This is a genomic window from Williamwhitmania sp., from assembly GCA_035529935.1.
Classification (GTDB): domain Bacteria; phylum Bacteroidota; class Bacteroidia; order Bacteroidales; family Williamwhitmaniaceae; genus Williamwhitmania.
Genome location: DATKVT010000070.1, coordinates 15,715 through 35,181 on the forward strand (window position 1 = coordinate 15,715; position 19,467 = coordinate 35,181).

The following is a 19,467-nucleotide window of genomic DNA, read 5'->3' on the forward strand; positions in this document are numbered from 1 at the left end:
AAAACTATCTAAACAAACTTTACTTTCCAAGTAAAGGGATAAGTGTAATATAGATTCCCGCTATAATTGCAGTTGTGATAACGCCAGTAATATTGGCTCCAATTGCTTCCGGCAAAATTAGAGAGTATGGATTATCCTTGCTTACAATTTTCTGCGCAACCTTGGCAGTTGTTGGTACACAGCTGACTCCTGCAATCCCAATCACAGGATTAAAGTTCCCCTTTTTAATGAAATACATGGCGTAGCCTCCCAGAATACCGCCTATACCAGAAATTAATAGTGAAACGATTCCCAAAACGAGCAACTTTAGGACCACTGGATCGAGCAATAGATGTGCATCACAAAGAACGCCCAGCACTATGCCAAGAAAAAAGGTAGATCCGTAAAGCAAGGGCCCACCAATAAACTCCTGAAGATGTTTTAAATCGGATTCGCGAATAGCAACCCCAACAAAGAGCGAAAAGAATAGAGGGGAAGCCACTGGGAAAAGAAAACACAAAACCGCACAAAGAATTACAGAAAAGCTGAGTTTTGTGGCAGCGCTATAGTTTTTTGGTTTTCCCTTTCTTACCATCCGAATCTCTCGAAATCGCTTTGGCACCATAAGCTTCACTAAATAAGGATAGCCACCATAAGTTAATCCAAGATAGAGGTAGGCCACCACTGTAATTGGAACAAACAGATGCTTTGAAAGTGAGAGTGAAGTAAACAGCACCATTGGACCATCTGCCCCACCAACCATAGCAATGGAGGCGCTATCGCCAAGCGAAAGCCCCATAGAATGTGCTATTGGAAGTGTAAGAAAGGTGCCCAACTCGGCACAAAGGGCTAAAAACATGCTTGTAAACGGATTTTGCAGCAGATAACCAACATCAAGCAGCGAACCAATGCCCATAAATACAAAACAGGCGATAAGGCCATTGCTGAAAGTTAAGGTATACACCGGTTGCAAAAAATTAATCTGCATCAGATTCATAAGCGAGTTGGTATCCGAAACCATGGGATCCACAAAGAGGTTGCCCATTACACCCCCGGGCATAAAAAGCGTTGCGCAATTTATGGCAACCATACCCATACCCATTGGTATCATGACTAGGGGTTCAAGAACCCCCTTTCGACCAAGATAGACCAACAAAAAACCCAAAAATATAAGGACAATACGCATGGAACCCATTAGCCATCCAGAGGCAACCATGGTTCCAAATCCCTGAAATATTTGAAACAGGCTAAATTTTTCCATAGTAGTGATAATTCTTGGTTTGCTCATCCCAATCCCGCTTGGAGGAATCCTCTTTGTGGTTTTTCCCAAAGAACATCTTTACTAAATCGTTCCAGCCTACACTTGGAAATGATTGATCCTTGTTATCAGAATAGTAATGATTTACCAACTCATTGTTTTCGGCCATCTCATCGGTGGAAGCCATTAGGATGGCACTACTTTTGCGAGCCGATTTAATTCGACGAATGCGGCGAATTTCATCCTTCTTCAACCGCCACAGATTGGACGATTCAGCTCCACGAACAAGCAGGTAGATTACTCCTGCTACAGCAAAGCCTATGGCAAATGTAAACACCATCATGCCGACAGTTTCAAAAATAACGGATAACATAGTTTATGAGATTAGTTAATTCTTTGAAAGCTCCTCGTTGAAAGGAAAAAACAATTGACCCGAATGGGAAATAGAAAAGATTAGTAAGAAGTTAAATGCGGAGAATCGGCCGTTCCGAATCATAGTTGGAACAGTGAAAATCTTTAGGCTGACCACTCCAAGTTTTACCATCACCAAGAACAGCTAGCGAAGTTGGTAATACCTCAACTGGCAAATCAAGCCTCAATGTTTTACACGATCTGTGGTTTCGAATGGAATCAGGCTCAGAGTTTTGAAATGCGCCACTTTCCTCTACATAAATTAATTCATTGCCAGCGGGTGAATTTGCAAAATGGCTAGAGCCAAAACATACTTGCTCTGCATAAAGCTGCTCTTTGTAATGAACATTCTGGCTCACCGAACCCTGCCTTAACGCAGCAGAATTGCTGAAGACAAATGCATATGCAACCAAGACAACCAGCCCAACCGAAGTAAGATGAAAAATGCGTTTCACGAGAACCATTTTAACGATGCAAGTTTACAACGGTTTTTGGCACGTTGTTACCAATCTAACACTCTTTCTTTTATTCAAAAAACAATCATAACATACTGTATATTTGAATTTTAAGCAATAATAAGATCGCAATATGTCGTCAAACATAAAAGTTACAAGTTGCTACCCATTCTCATTCATTGAATTTGCCAATCACTCCAAGGCTTATATGCAGTCCTTTCACAAAAAAAACAAATTGAAAACCAACTTTTAAACAACCTGTATGCTGATTAAAATCATTTGATTTGCATACCCACCTTACTAATTTTCAGCCCTCAACATCAACAACAAAAACGCTATAAAATGCTGAAAATAGAAAAGCATCCCATTCTTGAAGTTCCACATGGAGACGAGTTCACCTTTTTATATGAAGGGAAACCGGTTAAAGGAGAAAAGGGATTCACCATTGCAGCAGCGCTGCACCGGGCTGGCTATCCCATTCATAGCCATAGTGTAGAAAATAGAGAACGTAGCCTTGAATGCGGCATTGGCAAGTGTGGAGCTTGCGAAATGCTGGTTGACGGCCACATTAAGCGCATCTGTATAACACCGGTGGATGGCGTTAAGGCGGTAAAAGAGGTGCCCCATAACCACACTCCCGAGGTGGAGCCCTCAAATAGGGATTTATCGACAAAGGTGTATAAAACCACCGTTGCTATTATTGGTGCAGGCCCAGCAGGATTGGCTTGCAGGGAATTGCTGCTAAAGCATCAAGTGGAGAATATTGTTATTGACAACAACGAAACCATCGGTGGCCAGTTCAACATGCAAACGCACCAGTTCTTCTTCTTCGAAAAAGAGAAAAAGTTTGGTGGTATGCGTGGCTTTGAAATTGCAAAAACGCTTGCCGGAGACAATCACGAAGGTATTTTCCTCAACAGCACCGTTTGGGATATTCTTGAGGGGAAGCGTATTGCCATTAAGAACATTCGCACTGAGGAGATTTACTTTGTTGAGGCCGACTACATGGTGGTTGCAACTGGTGCCGTTCCATTTATGCCAACCTTCGAGAACGACGACGTGCCTGGTGTTTATACAGCGGCAGTTGTTCAAAAAATGATGAACCAGGAATTCACCTTGCTTGGCAAAAACGTGCTAACAGTGGGTGCCGGAAATATTGGTTACCTCACCTCCTATCAGCTAATGCAGGCTGGTGCAAACGTTAAGGCTATTATAGAGGCAATGCCGAACGAAGGAGGCTTTCCTGTTCAGGCAAACAGAGTTCGCCGCCTAGGCATTCCTGTTATGCTGAGCAAAATACTTATTAAAGCCCTACCAAATGAAAAGCGAGATGGAGTTGTTGGCGCCATCATTGCCGACTGCGAAAATTTCAAACCTATTCCCGGAACTGAGCAAATCATTGAAGGAATAGACGCTATCAATATCTGCACCGGACTAGTGGCTGATGACCAGCTGCTAATAAAAGGTAACGAGGTATTTGGTAGAAACTGTTACGGTGCCGGTGACGCTATCCGAATTGGCGAAGGCACCAGCGCGGTTCTAAAAGGGAAACAGGTAGCCTACGAAATTCTTCAGGAGTTGGGAGCAAAGGTTAAATACGATGACTATCTCGCAGTTTCAAAGGAATATATCGATTCTCAGCAACATCCGCTGCGGGTTATTGAGAAGCCATCTGTGCCCACAGAGGAGCGCATGCAAAAACCATTTGTGCAAATTGACTGCCTCTATGGCTTCGCGTGTAACCCATGCCAGTTCGCCTGTCCGCATGGTGCAATCACAAAAAGTTCCACCAGCACTGTTCCTCAGATCGATTTCAGCAAGTGCATTGGATGTATGGAGTGCGTTTACCAGTGCCCGGGACTGGCTATCTTCGGCTATAACTACGCCAAGGATTGGCTATTTCTTCCCATTGAGTATGCAGCACAGGAAGGTGCCGAGGTATTTCTTGTTGATAACCAAGGAAAAAAGTTGGGAGAAGGCGTTATCGAGAAAATTCTCACCAAGAAAAACAAAACCAATATTGCCCGTGTAAAGTCCATCACCTTACACGGTAACGACCTTATTTCTGTAAGAGGTTTCATCGTTAAGGGAAATTACCCCGAACCCGTTAAATTGTCGAAAACCAACTACACTCCCGAGGAAAAAACATACGTGTGCCACTGCGACGACGTTTCTATGGATGAGGTGCTTGCTACAATAGGCAACCGCAAGTTCATCTCCGCCGACGAAATTAAGCATACCACCCGTCTTGGAATGGGAGCTTGTCGTGGGAAGCGATGCATAAAGAGATTGAAAACAGCGCTAATTCCAATGGGCATTCAGATTGTGGGTGATGCAACACCTCGTGGTCCGTTGAGCAACCAGATTAACATGGGTGAGCTTTTTCCAAAAAGTGTTCCCGAAACATATATCACCGGAATTAATGGCAAAAAAGTTCAGGTGGTTAAGGTAAAGGCCCTAGTTGCTGGTGGAGGAATTGCAGGAAGTGCACTATTCCGCTACATGGCCGAAGCAGGCATGGCTCCAGTGCTTCTCAACTATGGTCGTGGTGCTTCATGGCGGAATATTGCCGGTGGACGTCCAGCCTTTTCGCTTCCAGAAATTGCAGACATCGCCATACGAAGCCACGAAATATTCAAGGATCTGAACAAGATCAGCAAAATAGACTATAGGCCAATCAACTATGTATCTTTTGCCCATGACGAAGCCAACTACAAAGCACTTGAGGCCTCCAAAGCATGGAGCAACGCCTTTATGGTTGAGCCAAAGGATTTCAAAAAAGAAATTTCGCCAAACTTCAACCCAAAACTAAACACTTATTTATCGGCTCTAATAACCAAGGATTGCTGGCAAGCAACTCCTGGAAAGACCGTTGATTTGCTTCGAAAACTTGGTCTTTCCAAGGGCGGTACGGTAAAGGAAGATTGCGAGTTAATCAGCGTACATCGCAATGGAAGTGAATATGTAGCATTGGTGAGAGATCACGACCACAGCTACATCGAATACCATGCAGAAAACTTTGTCAACGCCCTCGGGCCAGAGTGTGACAAGTATGCACGTCAGCTTGGATTAGATCTAGGCATATATCCAGTGAAGCACCAAGCTTTTATAACTCGTCGACTCCCTTGGATGGGCGTGAATGGCGATCCGCTTGGCATGCTAATCGATCGTCGTAAGTACAAAGGGTTTGCAGCAGTATATGGTCAGCAGCTGGCAGAAACTGGTCAAATCATTGGTTGTGCCTCACCTGCAAGTGATGCTCAGGAATCAGGCAAAAACCTTAAGATAAACACTCAAGAGTTTATAGAAATTGCCTCTGAGGTCTTTGCCGGCTGGATTCCGCAGCTTTCAAGCGTCGGTTTCCAAGCAGTATGGGCTGGATATTACACCGAACCAAGAATGTATGTAGATCCAGCCAACGGGCTTCTTGTTGGACTACGTGGTCATGGATTTATGCTTGGTCAAGGGTTAGCCAAAATGTATGTTGACGCACTTACCGGAAAACCAGTTCCAGACTACTTTAAACGCTTAGCCGTCGATGGTGACGGACTTCCAGAAAAAGCGTTTAAGTAACATAGATATTGCTTTACAAAATCCCGGTCTACTAAAATGTATACCGGGATTCTTTGTCTTAGAAAACTTAATCTATCTCATATGATTATTTGCAGAGCGACTCTCACGGCTTACCTTAAGAATTTTAAAAAAAGTAACCAATAAATTGATGGCAGCGAAGTTCCAGCCTGAAATTTATTCATTAATATTAACTCATGCAATCATCATTTTGCGGTTATGTGAATGATGAAAAGGTTAAAAGATTGCAATAATATTTGCATAGATTATTCTATTAAACTAATTTTCAGAAGTTGTTTAAACCAAAAAAACCTATGAAAAAGATTCTACAATTTCTATTTTTAGGCTCTCTTGCGATAAGCCTAAACATCCCGTTACAGGCAAGTCCTGCCTATCCATTCCCAATCATGTTTACACAACCTGATGGGTCTCACATAAAAATTCTTTTGAAGGGTGATGAATATTCTAAATGGGCTGAGACAAACGATGGCTATGCACTGCTTTTCGATAGCAAAGGTTACTACGAATATGCCAAAACCGACGGCAGAAATTACATGGTTCCCTCTGGACTTATTGCCAAATCGCCCGAAGTTCGATCTGTAGATGATAATACCTTTTTGTTAAGTACAAGAAAGCATTTAACATACTCAAAAGAGCAGTTGTCGATGCTAAGATCTGCAACTTCTATGAGAAACAATGCGGCTCAAAGAGCATTTCCAACAATTGGAAATCACAAACTCATCTGTATTCTTATTGGATTTCAGGATGTTCCTTTTCAAAAAACACACGCTGATTTTGATAACCTATTTAATCAGATAAACTACTCAGCTAGTGGAGCAAGTGGTAGTGTAAAGGATTATTACCTTGAAAACTCTCAAGGTCAGTTTAATCTCACTGTTACGGTTGCCGGGCCCTACGTTGCCGACCACAACATGGCATACTACGGAGCCAACAATAGCAATGGTGACGATGCCGACCCACGAGCATTGGTTACTGAAGCTGTTAATAAAGCAAATGCAGATGTAAATTATGCAGACTTTGATAACGATGGTGATGGAACGGTAGATGGTGTTTATGTAATATATGCAGGCTATGGTGAAGAAGCTGGCGCAAGTTCTGATGCCATTTGGGCTCATGCATGGTCAATCACACCTCTCACCCTCGATGGCAAAACTGTAAGCAGATACTCTACTTCTGCTGAGTTACGCGGAAATTTTGGTACACAAATAACTACTATTGGCGTTATATGCCACGAATTTGGCCATGTTCTCGGTGCACCAGATTACTACGATACTGACTATGCTGAATCAGGCGGTCAATATACTGGAAATGGCAATTGGGATATTATGGCAGGAGGGTCCTGGAACAATCAAGGTCTTTCACCTGCAAATCATAACCCCTATACCAAAGTTTATATCTACCACTGGGCGCCTATCACTACAATATCATCACCCCAAGACATTGAGATTTTTCCAACAAATACAATGCAGGCAAACTATTATCGGGTCAACACGAAGACTGATGGGGAATATTACATTCTAGAAAACCGACAAAATATTGGCTTTGACACTGCCCTGCCAGGTCATGGTTTAATGGTTTACCATGTAAACAAAGATTTTGATGCATATCTCAGTTCAAATAAATTGAATGCGGGATTTCCTCAAATGATATATCCTGTTTGTGCATCAAACACTTCAATCATTAACAGCACTCCCTCATCATTTGGTAACATTAATAGTGATGGTTGCCCATTCCCTGGATCTTCGAGTGTAACTGAATTCACCGATTACACGGAACCTTCCGAAATGTCGTGGGATGGCTACTACACAGGGGTTCCAATTACACAAATTGCCGAAAATCCTACAACTAAATCCATCACGCTTAGCGTAAATGAAACAGCCGATTTTTATGCTTCGGCAGTCACGGCTCCACTAAATGGGCCAATTACAATCACCGATAATTCATTTGGAAACCTAAGTAGTGCTTGGAGTTGGGACTTTGGTGAAGGTGCAAATCCTCAAACCTCAACAGACCAAGGTCCAATTCAGGTAACCTATTCAACTCCAGGAACAAAAACCATTTCCCTCACAATAGATGGCACAACAACAACTACCAAAACAGACTATATTCAGGTGTATGATCCGGCTGCAACTGCTGCTGATATTATTATGTTCAACTTCGATGATCGAAATTTAACAGCAGACGATGGTGTTTCTCCAAATTTGACTCACGCTATTTCAACGACAAGCAGCGGCACCATAAGTTATCTTGCTGGAACACCAACTGGTTATTTGCTGAGTAGCTCAGGATGGGATAATGGAGCTAATACCAAAGCATGGGAAATCTCAGTTGATGCTTCAAGTTATAATTCCCTAACAATTTCTTCCTCGCAGGCCAGTTCATCGGCTGGTCCTAAAAATTTCAAGGTTCAATACAAGGTGGGTAGCGGAAGTTGGATTGACTTGCCAAATAGCAGTATAACCTTAACTTCCACTTTAACTCAACAGCTTAACAACATTGCCCTTCCAGCAGATTGTGACAACCAAAGTCAGGTTGGCATTAGATGGGTAATGGCTGATAACACGTCAGTTGGGAATAGCCAAGTTACAGCAGGTGGGTTAAGTAAGATAGATGATATCCACGTGCAAGGATTGCTCGGCCAGGGACCCTTAGGGATTGAAAACAATAATACCGGATTAGTTATCACAACCTTCCCCAATCCATTTTCTTCCGATCTTACCGTAAACGCTGAATCACCCATAAAGAACATCACTATTTACGATATTACCGGCAAGACCATTTTGAACATTCCTGTCAACATGGAAAATTCAAAAACTTTTGGCACTGCCAACTTTGCAAAGGGTTACTACCTTATTAGAGTTACTGATGCAAACAATCATGTTAGTACCATGAAAACGGTAAAACAGTAAACTATTAGATTATACCATCGAAAGAGAGCAGTCAGTCTGCTCTCTTTTTTTATTAGCACCATATCAGAGGTTAAGATTTTGAGAGCACGAAATGTGTTTTCTATTCACTGCCTATACAAGAAAGACATACAATCGCTTTTAATTTTTAGTTTTGCAGAAAAAAGCATGGCTCGATTTAAGCTCACCTTGGAGTACGATGGCACTAAATTTAGAGGCTGGCAATACCAACCCAACCAACCTACTGTTATGGGACGAATTATGGAGGCCTGTGACATTGCCTTCAACACCAGTAAATTCGAACTCTATGGTGCTGGACGCACCGATGCGGGAGTTCATGCAATTGCACAGGTTGCCCACCTTGAAGTAAACACACAACTTCCCCCGAGGGTAATTAAGTTGCAGCTGAACGATCAGCTACCATCGACAATCAACATACTACACGTCGAAAAAGTAGGCAGCCAATTTCATGCCCGGCACGACGCTGTTGCTCGCAGCTACGTCTACCAAATAGCAACACGTAGAACAGCATTTGGAAAAAACAACTGCTGGTGGATTAAGGACAAGCTGAATATTTCGGCAATGACAGATGCCGCCGAAATTATGCAAGGATTCAACGACTATAGTTCATTTGGTTCGTCAGAGGACGAAGAGGCATCAACCAAGGTAGATGTGCATTGGGTAAGAATCTATGAGGTGGAAAGCTCAATTATCATTCATGTGGTAGGCTCCCATTTCCTATGGAAAATGGTTCGTCGAATGGTCGGAGTATTAGTTGAGGTTGGTCGTGGCAACCTTTCAATTGAGCAAGTAAAGAGGTTGTTCACATCATACTCCGCACTCCCAGCAAAAGTAACTGCTCCGCCTTCGGGACTTTACCTTGAGCGAGTTTACTACTCTGGCGATGAAATTGCAGAGGATCCAATTTGGGTTCTTAATCTATTTAATTTTTCCTAGTTACGACCGATCTTCTAGGTCGGGAAAGTAGTATCGTAGCGAACTTAGTATTTGACTTTTAGTATAAGGTTCTCTCGTTATAAGAAGGATTGTATCGTCTCCAGCAAGTGTTCCGATTATTTCCGGCAACTTAATCGAATCGATAAATGTTGCCACACCGCTTGCAAAACCAGAATGCGTTTTGAGAACCGCAAAGCTGTGCGTAAATTCCACCGACAAAACATTTTCGCTAGGTATATTTGGAGATTGAGTTGGTTTGAAAACTTGACCACTACTGGGCACTACATAGGCGTAACCTGTCTCCCTATCCGGAACTTTTGCTATTCCAGTAGCCTTAAGATCGCGCGAAAGGGTTGCCTGAGTTATCTCAAAACCACTTTGTTTTAGCAGATCGAGCAACCGCTCTTGGCTAGATATCTTTCTTGAGGAAACTAAACGTCTTATTTCCTGCACCCTATCTCTTTTCATCGACATTATTTCGCTTAATTATTACTCGACAAATTCACTTTCTAATTACACAAGATTAAAGTGCAAAAGTAAAAGATAATCAAAGGGTAACAATAAGCAAAGATAAAAATCGAACTCCTGTCCTAAATTTGTGATTAAAGATTATAAACGTATTGCGATGAGGAAGATTAACTTGAGTGAAGAATCACTAGGTCGCTTACATAGCGATGCAAAACAACGATTAGAGTTAATTGATATTAAAGGTATTATTTACCATATACCGTTAACAAAAAGTCCCATAAAAACCACCAGACATTTTGTGGCGATTCATTACCAAACGCACAAGTTGGTTGTTCTTCGATACTCCGAGATTACAAAGGCACTAATAGATTATTCAACAGAAATAGTTTTCTCCTTGAATTAGGAGAAACAGGACTATGTCCATTGGGCATTTAAATTTACCTACTTAAAAGATCCAACTATCAAGTTGATAACCTAGCACTTAATTGTGCTTGACATAACGAACAACAATATCCTCTAAACTCCTTTTTGGTACATGATGCACCTGCCTGCCATCGCGCCAATACTTAACATCACCGTTGTTGTTGAGCAGTTCAACAGCAACCTCCTCCTTGGGAACGCCCAACGCTAAAACCAAAACCGGCTTCAGATTTTCGGGAAGATGAAGAAGCTCAGCAATCTCCTTTCGCTTTATCGAACCAAGAATGCAGCCCCCAAGACCTGCCTCAACAGCACCAAGCATTATGCTTTGAGCGGCAATACCTTGATCGTGTGCGAATCCCTCTGCAATTGAAGAATCCTCAAGCATAACAATATAGGCAGAAGGCCTTTCTCCCTCAATCGGTCCATCCCAATCATTCAAATACCCAGCCCAAGCCAAAAAAGGGAAAAGTTGTGCATTCTGCTCTGGATCATACACAACTGCATACTTCAACGGTTGTAAATTTCGACCCGATGGAGACATTCGGGCAAGATCGACAAGATGAAGCAAGGTTTCTTCAGCAATTGGGTTCTGCTGAAAAAAACGGCGATAGCTCCTGTTTCTATAAACAAGTTCTTTAATCATGGTAGCAATATTTTACTAAAAAGCTGTTCATCTATGACAGACGAACAGCTGATTCGATTAATTTTCTCCTAAAATCTTTGGCTAATAACTTTCCAGTCTACAACATTCCAAAATGATTGTAGGTAATCGGGTCGCCTATTCTGGTAATCGAGGTAGTAAGCGTGCTCCCAAACATCGCAAGTTAAGATTGGCTTATACCCTTTCCGCATAGGGTTTCCAGCATTGGACTCCTGAATAATCTCCAACCGCCCCTCCTTGTTCACAACCAACCAAGCCCAACCAGAGCCAAATAGCGTTGCACCTGCTTTGGCAAACTGCTCCTTAATGGCTGAAAGAGAGCCAAACGACTGATTTATAGCATCTGCCAACTTGCCGGTTGGTGTAGACAATGGTGTTGGAGAAAACTGCATGAAATAAAAGGTGTGGTTCCATACCTGCGCGCCATTGTTGAAGATACCACCATCGGCCTCACGAACTATTGTTTCCAAATCAGCATTTTCGAACTTGCTCCCAGGAAGAAGGTTGTTGAGGTTATTAACATAAGCCTGATGATGCTTTCCATAGTGAAACTCAAAAGTTTTACTACTGATATGCGGCTCCAACGCAGCAAAATCGTAAGGAAGTTTCGGCAATTCGTGCTTCATGGCATTTGTTTTTAAGTTAGATAAACAAAGTTAACCCAATCAATAGGAAGAACCAAGCTAATTATCTATAAAAGAAAAGCCGACATTGCTGCCGGCTCTCCCACTCATCTAACCCAAAAACTAAAGCTACCCTATGAAAAAAATCAAAGGCTGTTGTATCTACGATTTACCTCGTCCCAATTAATCAAGTTCCAAAATGCAGCAACATAATCGTTTCTCCTATTTTGGTATTTCAAGTAGTAAGCGTGCTCCCAAACATCAAGTCCCAAAATTGGATATCCCTTTACCTCGGACACATCCATTCTAGGGTTGTCCTGATTGGGTGTGGAAGCAATTGTCAACTTGCCTTGAACGTCAACCAGCCAAGCCCAGCCAGAGCCGAATCTTGACATAGCTGCCTTGCCAAACTCCTCCTTAAAAGCACCAAAGGAGCCAAAGTTTTTGTCAATGGATTTTGCAATATCGCCGGTTGGATTACCGCCTCCATTTGGAGATAGGATTGTCCAAAATAGGCTGTGGTTGTAGAAACCACCACCATTATTTCGAACGGCAACCGGGAATTTTGATACATTTTTCAGCAATTCATCTATGGGCAACTTCTCCATTTCGGTGCCCTGAGTTGCTGCATTGAGGTTGTTGGTATAAGCTCCATGATGCTTTGTATGGTGAATCTCCATTGTTAAAGCATCAATGTGTGGTTCCAGTGCGACGTAAGCGTAGGGTAATTTTGGTAATTCGAATGCCATGATATTTTGTTTTAGAAGTTGCTATTTGTATTCAGTTTAAATTAAAACAACACACTAACAAAAAAGTTCATGGCAACAACTTTCTTACACAAATCAGCACATACTTACCTAACATCAATGCAGAAGGGAGTTTTACAAAAAGAAAGTTACAGGGAAAGTAGCGTAGGATTTTGGCCCACCCAATTATTCTAAGTCATGAAGTTTACCAAACAAATACCATTCTCATCTGTTATTGAGTCAAATTTTGCTTGGTTAACCAAGTTCAGCATCAATTCAAAGGGCTAAAGGATAACGATGCTTAGAGCTAGATTGCTTCAAAGGCTATTATCAGAAACTGTGCTGCAATTAATCTTTAAGGTTAGGGTTGTAGGGGACAACCTTTTCCTTGGTTATTGTAAACATTTCTATCCGCAGGAAATAATAGGTTACCTCATAAAACTCCACCCGCCACTTACCATCGAGCGAGTTTACAGAACCTGTTTTTTTTGCGAGCTTACCCCATAAAGGCTTTTGCGTAGGATGCTTCTTATTCCCAGTCTGATTCAAATGCAGCACATTTTTATTCAATACTAAATTAACATTAATTTTTCGTGTCACCCATATTTTCAGTAAACAAAATGACAAAAATACTTAAAAACATTACCATTGAGGAGCTTATTGAAGTTCTTCCCGAGTCAGTTAAACTATTAAAAGATAAGGGAATACGTTGCATAATTTGCGGCGAGCCTATTTGGGGAACACTGGAGGAGGCAGCCAAGGAGAAAAGCATCACCGACGACGAACTTGAGGCTGTGGTTCAGGAGTTGAACAACTTAGCTGCTGGCCATAAATAGCAAAAGTTCCCCCTAAAGGAGGAACTTTTACACAATGTCACGTATGTGATTACCAAATTTTATTGGGAATCAAGTAGTTCTTCACGTAGTCGTTTACACCATCTTCCAGGGTGGTAAATGGTTTAACATAGCCTATAGAACGAAGCTTCACCATATTGGCTTCGGTAAAATATTGGTATTTATCACGAATATCAATTGGGGTATCAACAAAGCTGATATCCTCCTTCACTCCCATCGCCCCAAAGGTTGCCTTTGTAAGATCAAGAAATGTTCGTGCAGTTCCGGTACCCATGTTGTAGATCCCGGAATTCTTTCTGGTCTGCATTAAGAAAAACATGACATCGCAAAGGTCCTTCACATACACAAAATCGCGCATCTGCCCACCATCAGTAAACTTTGGATTATGCGAACGGAATAACTTCATTTTTCCCGTAGCAGATATCTGGTTAAAAGAATGAAAAATTACAGAAGCCATACGCCCCTTGTGGAATTCATTTGGACCATAGACGTTGAAAAACTTTAGCCCAGCCCAGAAGAATGGCTTCTTATGTTGAGCAAGAGCCCACTTATCAAACTCGTTTTTTGACTCACCATAGGGATTTAAAGGCTTTAGCTTGGAAATAATGGAGTGATCATCCTCGTAGCCAAGTTCACCCATGCCGTAGGTTGCAGCCGAAGAGGCATACACTAGAGGCAATCCAAACTCAACACAGGCATTCCATACCATTTGGGAATATTCCAGATTTAGTTTATTGAAAACCTTTACATCAAATTCGGCAGTATTAGTTCTAGCACCCAGATGAAAAACAAATTCCACATGCTTGTGATTCCGTTGGAGCCATTCATGGAAAGCTTCGCGATCAACTAACGCTGAATAACTTTTCCCCTCGTAGTTTTGCCGCTTCTCATCGTGCGAAAAATCGTCAACCAAAACTACATCGTTGAATCCTTCATGATTCAACCTCGAAACCAAACCGCTACTAATAAACCCGGCTGCCCCAGTAACTATAATCATTTTGTTAGTATTTCAGTTTTACAATCTCTATATCTTAATGCTTAGGCCCCTAGGGCACAGTGAGTCGTTGCCACAAAGATATAGATTTATGACTAAACGCACCCCTTTTTGAGAATCCAGCATGACTTTAGCAACATTAATAAATGGTTAAATAAAGCCTGCAACCCATGCATGAACTCATTAACTCACTATATTCTTACCTGAACTATGTTCAACGACATTACAATGGAGATCAAATGTTTTCTGGTATTGACTACAAAAAAACTATTTTCGCAAAAACAATATTAGACATAAATCCAATTCTCAACTTGAGGCCATTAGAACAAAACGAAATATTTGCGGTTTATATGTTTATGATTAGCTAATTAAGACTAAACAAGATGCAGGAGGTTTTTATCACCAGAAGAGAGAGATTCAATGCAGCTCATAGACTATTTCGTCAAGATTTTTCGGACGAAAAGAACTTGGAGGTGTATGGGAAATGCTCCAATCCAAACTGGCATGGGCACAACTATATTCTTTTTGTCACGGTAAAAGGCCATGTGAATCCTGAGGTAGGCTACCTAATGAATTTGAAGGACCTCAGTATGATTATTCACGATGAAGTTGTAGATAAGATAGACCACAAAAACATGAATGTGGAGGTAGATTTTATGCAAGGTCGCATTGCCTCAACAGAAAATTTGGCCATTGCAATTTGGGAGGCAATTGCTCCGAAAATTGAAAAACAAGGGGCCATTCTCCATTGCGTTAAGGTTCAAGAAACGGAGAATAACTGGGCAGAATATTACGGAAACTAAATACCAAACGATGGAAACGATAAATAGCGGAGCCATTATCGACGAAAATGATGGCTATGCAAAAATTGAGCGGTGGAATACCGAAAAAACCGAACTTTTAGCAGAGCACTACAAAGCAATACTACAGCTAATTGGGGAAAATCCCGAGCGGGAAGGTTTGCTGAGCACTCCCGAGCGAGTTGCCAAGGCAATGCAATTCCTCATGCAGGGCTATAATACAGACCCAAAAGAGTTGATTAATAAAGCAAAATTCAAGGAGGATTACCAGCAAATGGTTCTTGTGAAGGACATTGAACTTTACTCAATGTGCGAGCATCACATGATACCATTTTATGGGAAGGCACATGTAGCCTATATTCCAAATGGATACATTACTGGGTTGAGTAAAATTGCAAGAGTAGTTGAGGCATTTGCTAGGAGGCTTCAAATTCAAGAACGCCTTACAGTTCAAATTCGTGACTCAATTCAGGAAACGCTTCACCCGCTAGGTGTTGCCGTAGTTATAGAGGCCAGCCACATGTGTATGCAGATGCGCGGAGTGCAAAAGCAAAATTCAGTAACAACCACCTCTGCCTTCACCGGAGCCTTTCTTACCCAAAACAAAACAAGGGAAGAGTTTATTCACCTTATAGGAGTGAAGCTACACTAAGAAAAAAATTTCAGCATTAAAAAGGGGAACCACAATTGTGGTTCCCCTTTCCCTTCTAACCCTAAACCTAAGCTACCCCTCAGGGGCAACTTCCGCACTTTTGCTCTTTTGTTTATTGCTCAACCTCTTATATAATTCGACAAAATCGTAGAGGTAAATCAAAGAGAAGCCAAGTGTTCTATTTGAGTTGAACTCAGAGTCTTCCTTATGAACATCCATAAAGCTATAATCATAGCGTAGGTCGAATACCCACGTTCCCAATTTTCGAGGCCACTCGGCACCTGCACCGATGGCAAAGCCATAATCCATTGTTCGCCAGCCAGAGTTAGTAAGTGAAGACTCGTAAGATTGACCTGAGGCAGCATCAGTAAAAACAGCAGTTCCACCAGTTCTTACATTGACGAAACCACCACCTTCAACGTGAATCCGAGTAACACCAACAGCCATTAGCGAATATTGAGCCAGAATTGGAATCCCAATATAGCTTGTCTTAAACTTGCTTTCAAAAGAGCCACTTTCAACCTTAACACCCTTTTGTATAAACATTAATTCGGGCAGCAATGCCCATTTTTCATTAATGCCTAATTTGCCAGAAACCCCAAATTCGAACCCAGTTCTGAACTTCGATGTTCCGCCAAAAGAGGTTGTGGTATTGGATATCTTCGAAAGCGCAAGGCCAATTTTAGGACCCAAATAAAAATAGCCAAACTCCCTTTTCCCAATCTTTATCACCTGCGCATATGAACCCAATGATATTATTAAACTTATTAAAACTGCAATAATACCTTTCATAGATAACTTCTTTAATAGTTTGTTGTCAATTTACAATATTGTAAATTGAAGAAATGGAGCAATTTAGAATTTGTATTACTTTTGTCGAGTAACCAATAAAATTGCTATGAAGGCATTTGTATTTCCCGGTCAGGGCGCTCAATTTGTAGGCATGGGGAAAGATCTTTACGACAGCAATCCCGCAGCTAAAGAACTTTTTGAAAAGGCAAACCACATTCTTGGGTTTCGTATTACCGACATGATGTTCTCAGGAACCGATGAGGATTTGAGACAAACAAAAGTTACTCAACCTGCAATTTTCTTGCATTCGGTTATTCTTGCAAAATCGCTTGGAGATAAATTCAAGCCGGAAATGGTTGCTGGGCATTCCCTGGGGGAGTTTTCCGCTTTGGTAGCCGCTGGAGCCTTAACTTTTGAAGACGGACTTCGCCTTGTTTCCAAAAGGGCCATGGCCATGCAAAAAGCGTGTGAGAAAGAGCCCTCCACCATGGCCGCAATCCTTGGGTTAGAAGACGAAAAGGTAGAGCAAATCTGCAACTCGATAGAGGAGGTGGTAGTACCTGCTAACTACAATAGCCCTGGACAACTAGTAATTTCAGGCTCCATGAAAGGCATTGAAATCGCCTGCGAGAAAATGAAGGAAGCTGGTGCAAAACGAGCACTTCCACTTAAGGTTGGTGGTGCATTTCACTCTCCCTTGATGGAACCCGCTCGCAAGGAGTTGGAGGAGGCTATTATGGCAACCACCATAAGCATGCCTATTTGCCCAATATACCAAAATGTAACAGCACAAGCCGTTACAGATCCTGAGACTATAAAGAAGAACTTGGTTGCTCAGCTAACCGCACCAGTTCGATGGACACAAAGCGTGAAAAATATGGTTGCCGATGGTGCAACATACTTTACCGAAATTGGCCCCGGAAACGTTCTTCAAGGGTTGGTAAAGAAAATAGAAAAAGTAGAAGCAGAGAGCATACAATCACTATAAAAAGAAAGCGGGTTCTCCCGCCTTCTTTACTCTTTGAACTTAAAAATTACATTTTGCTTCAGATCAGGATGTAGGCTATTGGCCACGGGGCACTCCTTGGAAGCCAATTCGAGTAATTTTCTCTCCTTTACCGAATAGTTATTATGTGGAAAGGTAAGCTCTACAACCACCTCCACAACCCTACGTGGATTAGTGCCCATAATTTTCGTAATCTTAACGTCGGTTCCATCAATATCGAAGCCGTGGGTTCGAGCAGAAATCCCCATAATGGTAAGCATACAACTACCAAGAGATGTAGCGAGAAGGTCGGTTGGTGAGAAAAACTCGCCTCGTCCCTGATTGTCGATAGGCGCATCGGTAACAATCTTGTTGCCAGAACGAACGTGTAGTGCTTCGGTCCGAAGTTCTCCAATATACTTTGTTCTTACAGTTTCCATAGCAATATTTTTATGGCATGAATAACAGCTAGTAGTTAAGGGTGTTCAAACTTGGTACAAAAAAAGGGGCGTTATCCGCCCCTTTTGAAATATTCTTAGCGAATCGATTAGATAACGCCTTGCTCAAGCATAGCTTTGGCAACCTTCATAAATCCGGCAACGTTAGCTCCCTTAACGTAGTCAACATAGCCATCCTTATTCTTACCATACTGAACACAAGCAGCATGAATGCTCTTCATAATTTGGTGTAGACGAGCATCAACTTCTTCTGTTCCCCAGCTGAGTTTCATGCTATTTTGGCTCATTTCCAAGCCAGAAGTTGCAACACCACCAGCGTTTACGGCCTTACCAGGTGCAAAAAGAATTTTTGCCTTATGGAATACAGCAATAGCTTCAGGGGTGCAAGGCATGTTAGCGCCTTCAGCAACGCAAACGGTGCCATTCTTTACGAGCAATTCAGCATCTTCCTTACCAAGCTCGTTTTGAGTTGCGCAAGGCATTGCTACGTCAACCTTAACTTCCCAAGGTTTCTTGCCTGCCACAAACTTAGAACCTGGGAACTTTTTCTCGTAAGGAGCAACGATATCTTGGTTTGTAGCACGAAGTTCGAGTAGAAACTCGATCTTGTTGCCTGAGATACCAGCCTCATCGTAGATGTAACCATCAGGACCAGAAATGGTAACAACCTTACCACCAAGTTCAGTAACCTTAAGACAGGCGCCCCAAGCTACGTTACCAAAACCAGAAATAGCAACTCTCTTACCGTTGAAGTCGGTACCCTTAGTAGCCAACATTTCCTTTGCAAAGTAGGTAGCACCAAAGCCGGTAGCTTCAGGACGGATGAGTGAACCACCAAATGTGAGACCCTTGCCGGTAAGAACACCAGAGTTTTCACGAGCTAACTTACGATACATACCGTATAAGAAGCCAATTTCACGACCACCAACGCCAATATCACCAGCGGGAACGTCAGTCTCGGGACCAATATGTCTCCAAAGTTCAGTCATAAAACCTTGACAGAAGCGCATTACTTCAGCATCGCTCTTTCCCTTAGGATCGAAATCGGAACCGCCTTTTCCACCACCCATAGGCAAAGTGGTAAGTGCGTTCTTGAAAATTTGCTCAAAACCTAAAAACTTCAAGATGCTAAGATTCACACTTGGGTGAAATCTCAAGCCACCTTTGTAAGGTCCAATGGCATTGTTAAACTGAATACGGTAAGCGAGGTTAACATGAACGTTACCTTCATCGTCAACCCAAGGCACCTTAAAGGTAAAGATCCGGTCTGGCTCAACGAGTCTTTCGATAATCTTAGCGGATTCAAATTCAGGATGCTGGTTGTAAACTTCTTCGATAGATTCCAACACCTCGTGCACAGCTTGGAGGTATTCTCTTTCGCCGGGATGCTTTTTTTCAAGCTCCGCCATTAACTTCTGTACATTCATTGCTAAAAGGTTTTTATAATTCTGGTA

The 19,467-nt window shown here is 42.1% G+C and carries 20 protein-coding genes; 8 read left to right on the forward strand and 12 right to left on the reverse strand.

The features are described from left to right. Positions 1-19 precede the first annotated feature (19 nt). From VMW01_05185 to VMW01_05195, 3 genes are all read right to left on the reverse strand, one after another. On the reverse strand, positions 20-1,240 hold the full coding sequence (locus VMW01_05185; GenBank protein HUW05632.1) for a sodium ion-translocating decarboxylase subunit beta: 1,221 nt from the start codon (positions 1,238-1,240) through the stop codon (positions 20-22). After that, positions 1,227-1,610, reverse strand: coding sequence for a hypothetical protein (locus VMW01_05190; protein ID HUW05633.1), 384 nt, complete (start codon positions 1,608-1,610; stop codon positions 1,227-1,229). Before VMW01_05190 ends, VMW01_05185 begins: the two co-directional genes overlap by 14 nt. Before the next feature lie 91 nt (positions 1,611-1,701). Next, positions 1,702-2,103, reverse strand: a complete 402-nt coding sequence (locus tag VMW01_05195) for a hypothetical protein (GenBank protein ID HUW05634.1) — start codon at positions 2,101-2,103, stop codon at positions 1,702-1,704. A gap of 342 nt (positions 2,104-2,445) precedes the next feature. Here VMW01_05195 and VMW01_05200 point away from each other — a divergent pair, with 342 nt between their 5' ends. The 3 genes from VMW01_05200 (at position 2,446) to truA (ending at position 9,557) form a co-directional block, all read left to right on the forward strand. After that, the gene (locus VMW01_05200; protein HUW05635.1) at positions 2,446-5,676 is read left to right on the forward strand and encodes an FAD-dependent oxidoreductase; all 3,231 of its coding nucleotides are present in this window, start codon (positions 2,446-2,448) and stop codon (positions 5,674-5,676) included. Between the two features lie 311 nt (positions 5,677-5,987). Then, positions 5,988-8,603: a M6 family metalloprotease domain-containing protein gene (locus VMW01_05205; GenBank protein HUW05636.1), complete on the forward strand. Its 2,616-nt coding sequence runs from the start codon at positions 5,988-5,990 to the stop codon at positions 8,601-8,603. A 165-nt stretch (positions 8,604-8,768) separates the two neighbouring features. Continuing rightward, positions 8,769-9,557: a tRNA pseudouridine(38-40) synthase TruA gene (gene truA, locus VMW01_05210; protein ID HUW05637.1), complete on the forward strand. Its 789-nt coding sequence runs from the start codon at positions 8,769-8,771 to the stop codon at positions 9,555-9,557. Here truA and VMW01_05215 read toward each other — a convergent pair whose 3' ends face one another. Then, positions 9,558-10,025 carry a hypothetical protein gene (locus VMW01_05215; GenBank protein HUW05638.1) on the reverse strand — a complete coding sequence of 156 codons (468 nt, stop codon included), beginning with the start codon at positions 10,023-10,025 and terminating at the stop codon, positions 9,558-9,560. It abuts the gene before it with no gap. 157 nt (positions 10,026-10,182) lie between these two features. Here VMW01_05215 and VMW01_05220 point away from each other — a divergent pair, with 157 nt between their 5' ends. Then, positions 10,183-10,428, forward strand: coding sequence for a hypothetical protein (locus tag VMW01_05220; protein HUW05639.1), 246 nt, complete (start codon positions 10,183-10,185; stop codon positions 10,426-10,428). Between the two features lie 78 nt (positions 10,429-10,506). Here VMW01_05220 and VMW01_05225 read toward each other — a convergent pair whose 3' ends face one another. The 4 genes from VMW01_05225 to VMW01_05240 form a co-directional block, all read right to left on the reverse strand. After that, positions 10,507-11,091 (reverse strand): nitroreductase family protein, encoded by a 585-nt coding sequence (locus tag VMW01_05225; GenBank protein HUW05640.1) that lies wholly within the window; start codon positions 11,089-11,091, stop codon positions 10,507-10,509. Positions 11,092-11,159: 68 nt separating this feature from the next. Continuing rightward, positions 11,160-11,735 carry a superoxide dismutase gene (locus tag VMW01_05230; protein ID HUW05641.1) on the reverse strand — a complete coding sequence of 192 codons (576 nt, stop codon included), beginning with the start codon at positions 11,733-11,735 and terminating at the stop codon, positions 11,160-11,162. Positions 11,736-11,878: 143 nt separating this feature from the next. Continuing rightward, positions 11,879-12,481 (reverse strand): superoxide dismutase, encoded by a 603-nt coding sequence (locus VMW01_05235; GenBank protein ID HUW05642.1) that lies wholly within the window; start codon positions 12,479-12,481, stop codon positions 11,879-11,881. A gap of 345 nt (positions 12,482-12,826) precedes the next feature. Next, the gene (locus VMW01_05240; GenBank protein HUW05643.1) at positions 12,827-13,027 is read right to left on the reverse strand and encodes a hypothetical protein; all 201 of its coding nucleotides are present in this window, start codon (positions 13,025-13,027) and stop codon (positions 12,827-12,829) included. Between the two features lie 71 nt (positions 13,028-13,098). On the opposite strand from VMW01_05240, the gene VMW01_05245 reads away from it, so the two are divergent. After that, positions 13,099-13,314, forward strand: coding sequence for a hypothetical protein (locus tag VMW01_05245; protein HUW05644.1), 216 nt, complete (start codon positions 13,099-13,101; stop codon positions 13,312-13,314). A 49-nt stretch (positions 13,315-13,363) separates the two neighbouring features. On the opposite strand, the gene rfaD is transcribed toward VMW01_05245, so the two are convergent. Continuing rightward, complete coding sequence (gene rfaD / locus VMW01_05250; protein HUW05645.1) at positions 13,364-14,329, reverse strand: ADP-glyceromanno-heptose 6-epimerase; 966 nt, start codon at positions 14,327-14,329, stop codon at positions 13,364-13,366. Between the two features lie 380 nt (positions 14,330-14,709). On the opposite strand from rfaD, the gene VMW01_05255 reads away from it, so the two are divergent. Together VMW01_05255 and folE are read left to right on the forward strand one after the other, a co-directional pair. Next, positions 14,710-15,129 carry a 6-carboxytetrahydropterin synthase gene (locus VMW01_05255; GenBank protein ID HUW05646.1) on the forward strand — a complete coding sequence of 140 codons (420 nt, stop codon included), beginning with the start codon at positions 14,710-14,712 and terminating at the stop codon, positions 15,127-15,129. Positions 15,130-15,139: 10 nt separating this feature from the next. Continuing rightward, the gene (folE, locus tag VMW01_05260; GenBank protein HUW05647.1) at positions 15,140-15,778 is read left to right on the forward strand and encodes a GTP cyclohydrolase I FolE; all 639 of its coding nucleotides are present in this window, start codon (positions 15,140-15,142) and stop codon (positions 15,776-15,778) included. A gap of 72 nt (positions 15,779-15,850) precedes the next feature. Here folE and VMW01_05265 read toward each other — a convergent pair whose 3' ends face one another. After that, a complete protein-coding gene (locus tag VMW01_05265) occupies positions 15,851-16,570 on the reverse strand; it encodes a porin family protein (protein ID HUW05648.1) in 720 nt (239 codons plus the stop codon). A 106-nt stretch (positions 16,571-16,676) separates the two neighbouring features. On the opposite strand from VMW01_05265, the gene fabD reads away from it, so the two are divergent. Beyond that, positions 16,677-17,558, forward strand: a complete 882-nt coding sequence (gene fabD, locus VMW01_05270) for an ACP S-malonyltransferase (GenBank protein ID HUW05649.1) — start codon at positions 16,677-16,679, stop codon at positions 17,556-17,558. A gap of 26 nt (positions 17,559-17,584) precedes the next feature. Here fabD and VMW01_05275 read toward each other — a convergent pair whose 3' ends face one another. Next, on the reverse strand, positions 17,585-17,995 hold the full coding sequence (locus VMW01_05275; GenBank protein ID HUW05650.1) for an OsmC family protein: 411 nt from the start codon (positions 17,993-17,995) through the stop codon (positions 17,585-17,587). A 107-nt stretch (positions 17,996-18,102) separates the two neighbouring features. Next, positions 18,103-19,440, reverse strand: a complete 1,338-nt coding sequence (gene gdhA, locus VMW01_05280; GenBank protein ID HUW05651.1) for an NADP-specific glutamate dehydrogenase — start codon at positions 19,438-19,440, stop codon at positions 18,103-18,105. Positions 19,441-19,467 lie beyond the last annotated feature (27 nt).